10 protein-coding genes are annotated in these 13,269 nt (G+C 50.9%); 9 read left to right on the top strand and 1 reads right to left on the bottom strand.

Annotated features, from left to right (window positions below; all coding sequences use genetic code 11):
- Nucleotides 1-127: 127 nt before the first annotated feature.
- The 7 genes from KB449_RS23165 (at nt 128) to KB449_RS23135 (ending at nt 9,325) form a co-directional block, all read left to right on the top strand.
- Nucleotides 128-4,303: a sigma-70 family RNA polymerase sigma factor gene (locus KB449_RS23165; RefSeq protein ID WP_282910613.1), complete on the top strand. Its 4,176-nt coding sequence runs from the start codon at nt 128-130 to the stop codon at nt 4,301-4,303.
- A 64-nt stretch (nt 4,304-4,367) separates the two neighbouring features.
- Nucleotides 4,368-5,627: a hypothetical protein gene (locus tag KB449_RS23160; protein ID WP_282910612.1), complete on the top strand. Its 1,260-nt coding sequence runs from the start codon at nt 4,368-4,370 to the stop codon at nt 5,625-5,627.
- A gap of 367 nt (nt 5,628-5,994) precedes the next feature.
- Nucleotides 5,995-6,426, top strand: a complete 432-nt coding sequence (locus tag KB449_RS23155) for a hypothetical protein (protein ID WP_282910611.1) — start codon at nt 5,995-5,997, stop codon at nt 6,424-6,426.
- Between the two features lie 193 nt (nt 6,427-6,619).
- On the top strand, nt 6,620-6,943 hold the full coding sequence (locus KB449_RS23150; protein ID WP_282910610.1) for a hypothetical protein: 324 nt from the start codon (nt 6,620-6,622) through the stop codon (nt 6,941-6,943).
- A gap of 286 nt (nt 6,944-7,229) precedes the next feature.
- Nucleotides 7,230-8,255 carry a sigma-70 family RNA polymerase sigma factor gene (locus KB449_RS23145; protein WP_350356241.1) on the top strand — a complete coding sequence of 342 codons (1,026 nt, stop codon included), beginning with the start codon at nt 7,230-7,232 and terminating at the stop codon, nt 8,253-8,255.
- A gap of 75 nt (nt 8,256-8,330) precedes the next feature.
- Nucleotides 8,331-8,756: an SRPBCC family protein gene (locus KB449_RS23140; RefSeq protein WP_282910608.1), complete on the top strand. Its 426-nt coding sequence runs from the start codon at nt 8,331-8,333 to the stop codon at nt 8,754-8,756.
- A 149-nt stretch (nt 8,757-8,905) separates the two neighbouring features.
- Nucleotides 8,906-9,325, top strand: coding sequence for a MarR family winged helix-turn-helix transcriptional regulator (locus KB449_RS23135; protein ID WP_282910607.1), 420 nt, complete (start codon nt 8,906-8,908; stop codon nt 9,323-9,325).
- 69 nt (nt 9,326-9,394) lie between these two features.
- Here the strand turns inward: KB449_RS23135 and KB449_RS23130 are convergent, their stop codons facing one another.
- Entirely contained in the window at nt 9,395-9,820 is a 426-nt protein-coding gene (locus KB449_RS23130; protein WP_282910606.1) for a cupredoxin domain-containing protein, read from the bottom strand.
- A gap of 397 nt (nt 9,821-10,217) precedes the next feature.
- Here KB449_RS23130 and KB449_RS23125 point away from each other — a divergent pair, with 397 nt between their 5' ends.
- On the top strand, nt 10,218-11,990 hold the full coding sequence (locus KB449_RS23125) for a pyrroloquinoline quinone-dependent dehydrogenase (RefSeq protein WP_282910605.1): 1,773 nt from the start codon (nt 10,218-10,220) through the stop codon (nt 11,988-11,990).
- Between the two features lie 75 nt (nt 11,991-12,065).
- Nucleotides 12,066-13,175, top strand: coding sequence for a carboxypeptidase-like regulatory domain-containing protein (locus tag KB449_RS23120; RefSeq protein WP_282910604.1), 1,110 nt, complete (start codon nt 12,066-12,068; stop codon nt 13,173-13,175).
- The last annotated feature ends 94 nt before the right edge of the window (nt 13,176-13,269 follow it).

Below are 13,269 nucleotides of genomic sequence, written 5' to 3'. Positions count from 1 at the left end.
CCAGTGAAGCCCTTCAGTCATGTAGGGCTTTTTTCATGCAGGAAAAAAGTCGTATAAACTCGAATTTTATGTTAGTGGTAATTATGCTCAAATAAGGAATTTGTCACGCTGGAAAGGGGCAACCAGATTGTCATACTTTGCGTTCTTATATCATGTCAACCAGATGCTGGCCGAGCTTGCGGAACAAGTGGAGGCCGCGGTATGGGCGAGTCCGAGACCGGCACTTCTACGGGGCCGGTTGTTCGGAGAACGGCTGGCGGCGCTTGTTGCCGGGATCGAGAAGGTTGAGCCGGATTATGCGATTCAACAAGTGGAGCGGCTTCAGCTGTTCGCTCAAAGAGACATCCTCTCGGAGGACATTCGAGAAGGCTTCGAATGGCTCCGGATTAATGGCGATGCTGCTGCCCATGATCCGAGTGAAGTTCCGACTGATCTCTCGCTTACAGCAGATCGTTACGTATATCTGTTGTCAGCCTGGTACGCGGAAACATACGGATTACCTGGTGCTATCATCCCTGAATATCGGAGACCGCAGCCCTCCTTCCCGGAAAAAATGCGAGAAGTAGAGGAACAACTCCCCTTGATCGATAAGCGATTCGGCGAAACGGTGCGAATGGAGGTAGGGGAGGCTCAGCAAGAAGATGAACAAGGAATAGAGATCGCGGATTATCTGACCGATAGATCGCTATCGATTATCGACAAGCGAGATCATGGCGGTTGTTTGTGGGTCGTGGGCGGATGGGAGCTTAAGGACGCCTTTTTTGCGCTCAAGGAGCAAGGCTTCTACTTCCGATTTGCCCGCAGTGGAAGCCAATCTACCAAGCGTGAGCCGGCGTGGTTCCTGACTGGGAAGGATCCGACTGAGAGGCGATATGTGTCGGCACATACAACCACACCGACTGGGACTGAGATGGATGAGGCGGCAGTACCCGAGGAGGAAGCAGCTGCAGCGCTCGATACAGAAGTATTTGAAGAATATGAAGAAGGTTCAACAACGCAATCGAATGCCGAGCGGGACTGGAATCTTGAAGCGCAGCCTGATCGAAGAGAACAAATTGAGGTGAATTCAGAGACGGAAGCTTCCGTTAAAGTCCCGTCCTACCTTCAGTGGCGAGAGGTCTCTTCCTACAAGCCGAGCCGCATGAGCGAGATTGCCGGCAGTCTGGGCATTGTTTACTTTAACGATTGGTCGGAGGATCGGCTTCACGAGCTGTACCGGCAGCAGCCCAAGCTGCTCCACGACATGCTTGTGCAGTTGTGGTTCTATGGATTTGAATTTGTCGGGGAGTGGGGCAGATTCATTAAGCTGGAGCGAACGGACGAATGGGCAGCGGTACCTTCGTTGACACCAGGGCTTCAGCTTGAAGATAGACTTGCTCTCAATGTAGTGCGTCAGTTGGAGCGGTTCGGCATTCGCACATCGGATCAACTGATAGGATTGCCGCAATATTCGCTTCAATGGCTGCTTCGCCATCGGTATGAGGTTGTCCAAAAAGCGCTGCAGCCGTATATTCTTCATCCGACAGCTGAAGAAACGGTTGGCACAGCTGCACCTAATGATCAGTCGTCTCACATTGTCCGATCTGCGGATTACGTCATCGAGATTCCGTCGCAGTTGCTGACTTTTCCGATCCAAGATGTGCCTATTTACGGGTGCGCGGCTTTTTTAAAAGGAATGATTGAAAACTGTAATGTTACGGTGTTAGGGGACCTGCCGAACGATCTAAGCAGCCTCTTGGCGAACATCAAAGGAGCGGGTGCAGGGGCACTTGAGAAAATGGCGGGCCAGCTCGAACGGTTTGTTTCCAAGAATGGCGAATTGGAGCAAGTCGTTGCGTCAGACGAATCGAACAAACTTTTTGCAGATCAAACAACCGGTCAAAGCAAGAAGTTAATATGGGGACATCAGGTGCTGGAACTGAGCGACAGCGATCTGTCGATGCCGATCACCACCTCCGAGTATCCGTCTGTCAAGCGAATTACGCGCTATCTGGAGGAACAAGGTATAACAAGTCTCGGGTTGCTCCCGATGATGCTCACTCAGCTCTCTAAAGGCGATAGTGTCGGCAAAACCTCCATTGATAAGTTTGCGGAACTGCTGATCGCAAGATTAGAGGAATACAGATCCGAGATTCTGATGCGGGAGCAATTGGAGGCGATGTCCGATTCTGAACGAATCGATTATTCGTTACAGAGAACGATGGAGAAGTTGGCTGCCAAACTCACCGAGGAAGCAATCGATAGCAATCGAAATCTGCAAATTGTATACACCAGTTGGCTAGAAAGAAAAGAAGGCCGAAAGGCAACTTTAGAATGGCTTGGGCAGAAGTTCGGATTGACGAGAGAACGCGTCCGTCAGATTATGCCGAAGGTACTTCGTTCGTTCCACCCGGATGTGATCGAGCTCGAGCGCGCATTGAACCAGGCTTGTACAGATCAGCATGGATTCTTCTACTATCCGATGGACATCAACGATAGCTTCGGGAATGGATTGATCGAGCTTGTCATTGAAGAAGTAGAAGGGCTTATCTATTTGGAATCCTATGGATGGTGGACGACACGGACGCTTGAAGAAGTGAATCGTGTCGAGCAAGCGCTGCGACAACAGTTGAATGTTCGATTACGAGGTCGCGTATGGGATGAAGAGTCGTTACGGGGAATTGTTAACGTAGCATTGCAGGAGGAAGGTTTACCCTCGCAACTGGCTTGGAATTTGATTGCGCGCGACCTGGAGACGACGACGGAAGGCAACTACTTCCTAAGAAATTCTCGAAAATGGGAGGTCGTTGAAATGGTCCTCCGCCAATTCCCGCAAGGTGTTGAAGTCTATAAGCGAGAAGAGGAATTGATGGCGCTGGCCAACATCATCAAGCCTAGCGAGTACGTCAAGGAACGGGACTTCGCCGCTGTATTTTCGAGAGATGAATTTATGGATATCGCCTATTTGTGGGGAAGAGGGGCGTTTATCCATCATGAATACGTTCATGTAGATGAATCGCTTGTGCAGGAGGTATCGGACAGAGCGCTGGAATTGCTGGAAAAGCGCAGCCCGATATCGGTTAATCGACTGTATTTAATTTTCGAGGAGCGGCTTCAAGAGGGTGGCATCCCTACGGAGTATGCGCTGTATACGATGCTACGAAAACTGGGCTCGAGCAAGCTTGCACCTAACAAGTTTCCGCATATTTGGCATAGCGACGACGCCTTCCAGCTTAGCAATGCGGAGCAGATTAAAGTCTATATCCGGGAACATCGTGAACCGATGAAAATCGAGCATTTACGAGATGAATTTGTGGGGAAACGAGGTTGGAAGAGGTTTACGCTTGAATTCTCCATCAGTACGGACCCGGACTTCGTAAGTACAGATCATGGCGTCGTTGGCCTGCGGGAATTCTATCCGTATACCGGCAGAGACTTGGCACCGATCGCGGACAAGCTTCAGGAGTTGTTGGCGGAAACAGGCGTCATCCATGTGAATCGTCTGTATGAAGATATGCTGGATTCATGCGCATCGCTTGGAATTGGATCATCCTTTCTCCTGTATGATTTGCTGAAGGGGACGGAAGGGGACAAGTACCGAATGGTTCGATATCCGCTCATCTTGTCGGCTGACCATCCGGCAGGAGAGTTGACGCTGCAAACGTTAGTCGAGCAGTATCTGGAAGAGCAAGAGGCAGAGGTTGCTCGCGAAGTCGTCTATCAATGGGTGACGGAGGAAGTGGGCGCAAGAGCGGTGACGCTCGACTCGGTGCTTGCGGCAAGCAAGGAGATCTACTTCTACCGGGACGGTCAATTCGGCGAATATATCCATCGCAAGCGCTTCGGCTGGACCGACGAAAAAGCGCGTCACCTGGTCGATGCGGTGATGGAGAGGCTGGATGGTCTAGAATTGCAGGGAGTGCCGTACACGACGATTACACAATTGTTGAGCGATCTGGATCTGCCGGAGCTGGAAGCGGATTTGGCCTGGACGGAGGCGCTGTTCACGGACTGTTTGCGAAAGAGCGGCGGATTTCAGCTGCTGGGATCGTATGATCATGTCGTGGTGAAACGTGATCATCCGGAGATCGCGTGCGATACGGATTGGTTGGCCTACATCCTGCGTTCCGAGTATGGCGGGCGAGCGTCGCGTGCGGATTGGCAGCGCAGACTTGCCGAGCTGAAGTACTCCAAGGATGGGAAGTTTTTGTTGGAGACGACTGCCAAGTTGGAGAGTGGGAGTGCGCCTTTTGTGGTGGAGGATGAGGGTGTGGTTTCGGTGGAGGAAAAGCAGTTGAATTTCGTAAAGCACGACGGTCTATAATAGCGGTAACCGGAAACGTTTCAAAAAACATATTTGAAAATGTTGACGCGATCGGAGTCTGCTCATGAAAAAGTACTTGTTTGTCTTTGCAATATTGCTCATTATCGGGAGCGGAGCGATCATTTATTCGCAATACTTTGCTTCCCGGGGAATTGCCGATGCATCTAAGATGTATGAAAACGATGAAAACGATCAAGAAATGAATCAAGCAGGCGCTATAGCGTCCTCAGACTCATATCCCCTTGCAAGCGCCACGAGCGGGGGAGAGCAGTCACTCGAATCAGGCGATATGGACTTTAGCCAATCCGGCGAGGACTTGGATTCCACTAACGCACAGGGCAACCGATTTTCTCATTCTTTAATTAGCGAATTAACGAATGTCCAATTAAGTCCTGAGATTAAAAGGCTTACGGATTCTCAGTTTAATCAATTCGTGAGCCATGCTAAGGCATACGAAATGGAGAATCAATCCTTCCAAGGTTGGTTATTGACGAGCGATGACCAGTTGGTTTATTTTCCGCCCTATTACCTAACGAATGTTAGAGATGAAGAAGCCGAGATTTACAAATTGCCCGTGACGCTTGGGGAACATATCGAGATGAAGTTGTTCGCGGATGATCAATTTCTGATTTTGGATGCTGACAAGAACATTGTATGGGACATTAGTATAAATCGGACAACGTCGATGGACAAAACAAAGTCGAGTATCGATATATATGCAGGATATCAATTCTTCCAACCTTCAGCCTTGAAAAATTTGAAGATTTTATTCGGCTCGATGGTAGGAAACTCCTATCCTATGTGGGCGGCGGACGGTAAGGACGACTTGTATCAGATCGATCTGGATAACTTCACGCTCACATCTCAGCAAACGTTTGACGGGTGGCGAACCTTGTCCGGTTACAAGTCCATGAGTCAAGGCAGCGAGTATGTCTATCAATTCAACTCCTCGGCCAACGCATTTCGGAAATTTAATTTATCTCAAAATGCCGAGGAATATGAGTTTGATTTAAAAGGTACTCCATTAAATGGCGCTAATATTGTGGACATCGTGTCCGACAAATCAAATATTATATACATTCTTGTCCAAGACGGGGATAAGGGCAAATGGTACCAAACGAATGAGAAGTTATTTCATTATTTAAGGTCAGCATCTGCGTTCCCGGATGGAACAACATGGGGCAGCATTCGAAAGTCCTGGTATCTTTTTAGCGGACAATCTGAGGAAATTGCTATTTATGATCCTTCTATGGTTGTGCCAGTAAAACTATTGCCGACATTGGAAGGTTGGGAGGATGAAGACATGAATCAAGTGAAACGCTAATATTGGCTGAGTTCGTCTGTGCTAATCACGGCGATATGCGAAAGAAGCAGGAGAATAGCCAGCGAACGGTTTAGCGTTTCTTCTATGCTCTGTTCAAGCCATTGCTGTCTTCCTACATAATATAATTCTGAAGAGGAGTCCCCTATGACACTGCAAACGGCATACAGCAGTAACCACGCTAAGATAACCGGCGATTTTGCAGAACACCTTGTAATGTACTGTCTGTCAAAGGCGGGCCATGAGTGTGCGCATGTCCAACATGTCGGTATCGACATTATCGCAGCGCAAGATGGTCAGCGGCTCGGGATTTCCGTTAAAGGTCGTAGTCGAGTTTAAGCCTTTGAGTAAATAGGAGGTCAAAATGGAGATGGCAGACAAAGTATATGGTGCTCGTACAAAGGTATTTATTCAATTTGAAGGTACTTTACAGGACTTAGGCACAAAGATGGAAAAAGGACTAAATATATCTACATTAAGATATGAAAATATGGAAGATGAACCTTATGATTTAGTGGGTTACGCTGAGGTTCTTGGTTTTGAGGTCGAATTAAGAAGTATGCAGAATAGTGATAAATGGCCTGATTATCAATTTTTGCTAGAAGCAACTACAACTGATTCATTCCAAGAAGTATTTAATGACCGAATGTTTGATATTTCACTTTGGATGGCACGGTATCTTTCGCTTACGTGTGAAGTAACCACATTGGCTGAAAATTTAAACAATCAAACGGGCCAATCATTTTATTTGAATAAAACTACTTCAAAAAGAGAAAGTAGTTCTGTAGAAGCAAAGAAATAGGTTGTAAAACCACAAGAGGGACTGTTCTCTCTATGGCTTTTTTTCTTGGTGTCGGGGTCAAAAACATGGCCTTAAGGGTCTCGGCTTTTTTGTCTTATGGGATCAAGTTCTTGCCATTAGCAGATGTCAAGAACTTGATCCCATGCCCGACGAATGTCGGCTATAACTTCTCAGCTCAGTTTGGAGGCTCATAATGTCAGTCGGTTTGTTTAGAATGAATCAAGATGATGATTTATTTGAATTAGGTTTTGAAGTGCCAATTTCAGGAGAAAAATTCTTTACAGAGTTTTGGGAACCTGCAATTGATGAATTGGGCATTACTGGAATTTGGAACGGAATAGAGATAAGAAAAGACCAGTTGAAATCAACACTTATGGAGTTGGAGCAGTTAAGGAATTGGGCGCAATCTAATTTACAGGATACTGATTTGGAATACATGGTTTCCAGGATTGATTTGCTTGTTAAAGAGTTACCATCAGCATTTAAAACGGACGATACCGTCTTGTGGATGGGATAGCATTGTGTTAAAAAACCTTGAATGGCTTCGCGCCTTTCAAGGTTTTTCTTCGTCCTGAATTCATTATTATGACGTATACGAGGGAGAAGGTGATGAAACAGATACTATCTCAAAATCCTAAAAAACAGGTATAACAAGGGCATACCATTATTGCTCGTGCCCCCGTCCCATTAACGAAAACAAGGTCCGCTCAATGATGAGAGAAGAAAAGGAAGGGGTGCCTCATCGTTAGCGGCTGCCTCAACAATCGTGCCCGGCAGCTTCAAGCTCCCGCCTACAAATTCAATTGAGCCTCTCCGCCCCCTTGAATTATACTGAAAGTAGCCCTTCGGGGAGATCGTTAAGGGAGGCCGCGATGAACGAGACCGCATTTGACGAACCTTTATTTGCAAGCTTGAAGCCGGGCTTAACGTCGTTCTGTTACCGGATGCTGGGCTCGATGGACGATGCGGACGATGCCGTTCAGGAGACGAGTATTCGGGTCTGGCAGAGCGGGAGCACGTTCAGACAGGAATCTTCGTTCAAAACTTGGGTCTATCGAATTGCATCTAACCTCTGCCTGGACAAGCTGAGGCAATCCAAGCGCCGCGCGCTTCCCGTTGACTTGTTCGATCCGGCCGTCGCGATCGTTGAGCCGCGCGATACGCAGCCGGACGCGTCATGGATCTGGCCGTCTCCCGACTTTGGCGGCAATCCGGAGGATCGGCTCGTGCGCAGAGATACGCTTCAGCTGTGCTTCATCGCGCTCCTGCAGGCTTTGCCTCCGAGGCAGCGTGCGGTACTCATTTTGAAGGATGTATTTGAATGGTCGTCCAAGCAGATCGCGGAAACGCTCGCGATGTCGCCCGCAGCGGTGAACAGCGCCCTGCAGCGAGCCCGCGAGACGATGGACCGGGCGCAGCTTCGCTCCGACGAGCTCAGCAGCATGGATGTTCAGCCGGAGCAGGAGCTGCTATCCCGGTACGTGGAAGCCTTCGAACAGTTCGATATCAACGCGCTCGTCGCGTTGTTCCACGAGGAAGGCTGCATGTCGATGCCGCCCTTCGAGATGTGGATCCGCGGCAAGGACGATTTGTCTGCCTTTTATTCGCTTACGCGCTGGCATTGCGAGGGTTCGCGATTTGTGCCCGTTACGGTGAATGGCGGTTATCCGGCGTTGGCCCAGTATATGCCGGGCAAGGAGGACGCCAGCCTGGTGCCTTGGGGCATCCACGTCATCGAGACCAAAGAAGATCAAATCCTGCACGTTCAAAATTTCATCAATGCCGAATTATTTTCAAGATTTGGGCTGCCTGAGCGACTCGACCGATGAATTTCGTATTTGGCTTACGTCTATATGATTGAGAACAACCAAACGACGAATATTATGAGAGAGGTGTCTATTTAAATGGAAACGAACCAACCAACGAAAGTAACCGTGGAAACTGTCATCCAAGCCCCTGTCGAGAAGGTATGGCGCTATTGGACCGAGCCGAATCACATCACGAAGTGGAACCAGGCATCCGAAGACTGGCATGCGCCGAGAGCGGAAAACGATCTGCGGGTGGGCGGCGAGTTTACGACACGTATGGAAGCGAAGGACGGCAGCATGGGCTTTGACTTTGGCGGCGTCTACGACGTCGTGAATCTGCATGAGGCGATCTCCTACACGATCGGAGACGGGAGACGCGTGGATATTACGTTCGTCAATCAAGGCGATGCGACGAAGGTCGTTGAGACGTTTGACGCGGAAGGCACCAATCCCGTTGAGATGCAGCAAGCGGGCTGGCAAGCGATTATGGACAATTTCAAAGCCTATACCGAGCAGAACTAATCCGTCGGTAGCGGATCGATGAAGACGCCGGGCCTATGCGCCTGGCGTCTTTGTTTGCATTTTAACGCCGGAATTTTGGAGAATATCAGATGATTCGCTTATAATGGAATTGCTCAAGTGACGCCGATGCCTGAAGGAGAGTTTTTCGTTTGGATAGACGCAAATATTTGTCGGCTTATCTGGAGAAGTTTACGCTGCATCGGAAGATGTGGGAGACAGCCTGGGCGAAGCACAACAAGAACGGATTGACCAGCAGCCAGGCATTCACGCTGATCCTGTTGAACGCGGGCCCACAACAGCCAAAAGACTTGATGTATATGTTAGGCGTTACTTCAGGCGGGGTGACCGTCATTGCGGACAAGCTCTCGGAGCTGGGCGCCGTTCGCAGAGTCAAGCATGGCGAAGATGGTCGTGCCGTTTTCCTCGAGCTCACGGAAAAAGGCCGGGAAATGTACCCGGATGTCAAGAGAGATTTTGACGCCTTGATGGATGAGGTATTTACGCCTCTTACCGACGCAGAGGTGGCCATGCTGGCGCAGTTGTTCGGGAAATTGGTCGATGGCAATTAAATCGAATCCTATAATACATGCATATAAAAAGGGCTTCCCGCGAGGGAAAGCCCTTTTTCTTGTGTACGATTATTCGACGATCAATTGGCCGGTCATGTTGTCATGTCCGGTACCGCACATGACGGAGCAGTTGAAATCGTAAGTGCCGGCTTTGTCCAGTACAATCGTAGCCGTTTCGCCGTTCTTGATGTTAACGCCCAGGTCTTTGATTTCCATGCCGTGAACGCCGCTCTCATTTTTCAATGTGATTTTCAGCGTGTCGCCGACTTTGGCTTTGATCTCGGTCTGGTCGAATTCGAAGTTGGTTGCCTTCAACGTAATTTCCTTCGTCTCGCCGGCTGCGGCAGGTGCCGATGCGCTCGAACTTGCGGAAGCAGAAGCTGCAGGCGAAGAGGCGGATGCGTTGTCGTCATTATTGCTGCCGCAGGCGCTCAGGGCCAACACGGCTGCCAAGGCAAGCATGGCGATGAAAAGCGCAGATCTTGTTTTTTTCATGTCGAACTACCCCCAGCTGTTTTAATATTACTTACCAATAAGATTCCTAACAACGAGAAAGTATACGCCTGTAATCTGGCGTCCGTCAACAATTTAATTAAACAAAAGAGATCAAATAGAAACATTATCGTAATATTAAAATTATCGTTGACGAATATTTAGCACAGGCGTAAGATGCTTTGTGAACGATATGTGTCTTAACAGTAAGAGAAATCAGCTCATCTTTTTACGGAAAGGAGTCCTTCCAAACAAATAGGACGCGTACCGCTGCATGGCTCAATTGACGTCATCGGACGGTTCTTTCTGTCGCGTACGGCCTTTTGGCAAATGAACAATTCTTTATTTCATTTTCAAAAGTGGGGGCATTTTCAACTTATCAACCGGGGAGGAATACATCTTGCGTAAAAAACTGGCTTTATCCGGCGCTGTCATGGCTGCGGTGCTAGCACTGTCGGCTTGCAGCAGCAACAATAATTCCGACGCTTCTTCGTCCCAGTCGGCTTCGGCATCCGCCTCGCCTTCAGCATCCGCGTCCGCATCTGCGTCCGCATCTGCATCTGCATCTGCTTCTTCTTCCGCAGGCTCGACGTTCGAAAACTTCCCGACCTACGGATTCGATCTGGGCAACACGCGCCACGTTCCCTTTAAGGAGATCACGGCCGACAATGTCAACGATCTGGGTGTCGTTTGGACGGCAGACTTCAAATCGCTTGATAAGGATGTAAAAAACGGCAACCAATCGTACCCGGTCGTTGTGGACGGCGTGATCTACATCACGACGGGCGGCAACCAGGTATTCGCATTCGAAGGCGCAACCGGCAAGCAGCTATGGCACTGGAAGCCTGACGCCGCCATGCTTGAGAAAATTAGCAAAGGCGGTATCGTCGCCAACCGTGGCGTCGCAGTCGCCGAAGGCAAGGTCTTCATGCTGACCACGGACAATCAAGTCATCGCGCTGGATCAGAAAACCGGCGCATTGGTCAAAGCGGTCGCCATCTCCGATGCGGTGGAAGGCGTAACGCTGGAAAATGGTTACTATGAGACGACCGCTCCGATTTACTTTAACGGCAACATCTTCATCGGAAGCAGCGGCGGCGACAACGGCGTGCGCGGCTTCGTCATGGCCTACAAAGCGAGCGATCTCTCGCCGGCCTGGGACGCTCCGTTCTGGACCGTACCGCCGAAGGGCCAGGATTGGCTGAAAAACAGCAAGTACCATGGCGGCGGCGCTGTCTGGAACCCGGTCGCAATCGACCAAGATACGGGAATCATGTACTTCTCCGTCGGCAACCCGGCTCCGGACTTCTACGCCAAAGACCGTCCCGGCGCGAACCCGTACACGGACTCGGTCGTCGCGGTCGAAGCCGCCACGGGCAAGCTGATCTGGGCCCAGCAGGAGATCAGTCACGACCAGTGGGACTATGACGCTGCGGCATCCCCGATGATCCTGAACGCCACGGTCAACGGAAAATCGCAAAAAGTCGTCGTTGAAGGCGGCAAATCCGGCCAATGGTGGGCGTGGGATGCGGCAACGGGCGATGTAATCTGGGACGGCGTGCCGTTCGCCAAGATCGATCACCCCGAGCCGACGGAAGAAGGCGTGTTGGTGTATCCCGGCGTCCTCGGCGGAGAAAACTACGCGCCGGAGACGTACGACCCCGCCACCAACTATGTGCTGATCCCGGGTGTTGAGTATCCGTCCTTGATCAAGCGCGCCGCAGACCAGGATCATGCATTCGATGCGCAGAATCCGGGAGCGATGGCGTTCGGCACGGCGATGGGCGAAGTGCCGGCCGACATCACGCCTTATGGCACGGTAACCGCGATCGACGTCAACACCGGCAAGCAAGTGTACCAGAACAAAACGAAGGACATGATGCGCGGCGGCTTGACCAGCACCGATACCGGTCTTGCCTTCTACGGCGAGCTCGACGGCAAGATCAACGCCATGGATATTAAAACGGGCAAGGTGCTCTGGACCTTCCAAACGTCCGGCGATAACGTTCAGGCCGCTCCGGCGCTCTTCACCGTCGACGGCAAAACGTACCTGACCTTCACCACCGGCGGCACGAAACCGAAAATCCACGTATTCGCGCTCGGCGGCGACAAAACGCAGGGCAGCGAAGGGCAAGCCAACAACGGAAACGCGCACGAAAGCAGCAGCAAGTAATTTTCTGAAGCTTCAAGGCCATGCTGGAGCGGGTTCCTCGGGACCCGCTTTTGATATGAGAGGAGGGGATCGCCTATGAAATGGTTATCCAGAGCCGTCATTCTGTTCCTGCTCGCGGCAGTGGCCGCCGGCTGCACGGAAAAAGCCAAAGAAAAAGACCAGGCGCCCTTGCAGATTCGCTTGGACGAAACGGCTTTTACGCTGAAGCAGTGGAAAATGGACGGCACGCACCGTTCCAACGTAAACGGAACCTTGCTGCTCGGCGATCATCCCGTCCAGGGCGCCATCTTGCACACGGGCGAGAGCAAACGGAATATAGAAACGGATGCGAGCGGTAAATTTGAAATCTTGCTGGATCAAAGTCTGCTGGGGACGACCGACGTCAACGTGGTGAACCTCGACCAGGCGACCGTGGACGGCAAGCCGATCGATCGGGAAGCGGTGGGCAAAGGAACCGGGGCGACGGCTTCCTTGCGCGTTTTTCACCCGGTTGTCGTGGAATCGGCTGCTCGATCGGAGCAGGATCCGGATCAGACCGTGGTCAAGGGACGCCTGCTGGCCGACAAAACCGCGTCGGTCGCTTATTTTCAGGAAGATAAATACCGGATCGGCGGCACCGTTAAAGATGCGGATGGCCATCCGGTTCAAGGCGCCACCGTATGGATTGTCCGGGACGAGGGCGAAGGCTTCGCCAAATCCGTCGAAACGGATGCGGCCGGCCATTATGAGATGTATTATTTGCCGGAAGAAGACGAAGAGACGGATCTTAATGTCCGCTACAACGCGATGGTTTATACTTTGCCCAAGGGCAAGGTCTACCACATCCCCGAAGACACCAGCGTGAACATCGACATTACCCTGCCGAAGGAAGGGACGGTCATCGTCGACAAGCCGCCGACGCTGGTCAGCCATACCGCCCCGGGCGCTTTGTACACCGGGATGCTGGTCGGACTGAACGTTCCGGAAGGCACCGATTATACCGTTACGATTCCGGACGCGGAAGGGCATTTCACGTTGACGGTTCCGAGCAAGGTTTGGGAGCAGAAGCCGACCTTTTTTGAAACGAACATGACCGCGTTCATCGAACAAGGGAAAAAGAAAGCCGGAGATCCAATTCCCGGCTCCTTCATCAAGGCCGAGCCCAATGCGCCGAGAAACATCGAGGCGCAGCAGGAAGGGCAATAAGCTTTCGAGCCAAGCCGCGCTGACAAGGCGGCCGCTCCATCATAAAACGGGACCGAGCTGGAGATTCTCTCCGCTCGGTCCCGTTTTTGTGATT

The sequence above is a fragment of the Cohnella hashimotonis genome (assembly GCF_030014955.1).
Taxonomy (GTDB): domain Bacteria; phylum Bacillota; class Bacilli; order Paenibacillales; family Paenibacillaceae; genus Cohnella; species Cohnella hashimotonis.
The sequence above is the reverse complement of the archived record's forward strand: the minus strand, read 5'-3'. Positions and strand labels throughout refer to the sequence as shown.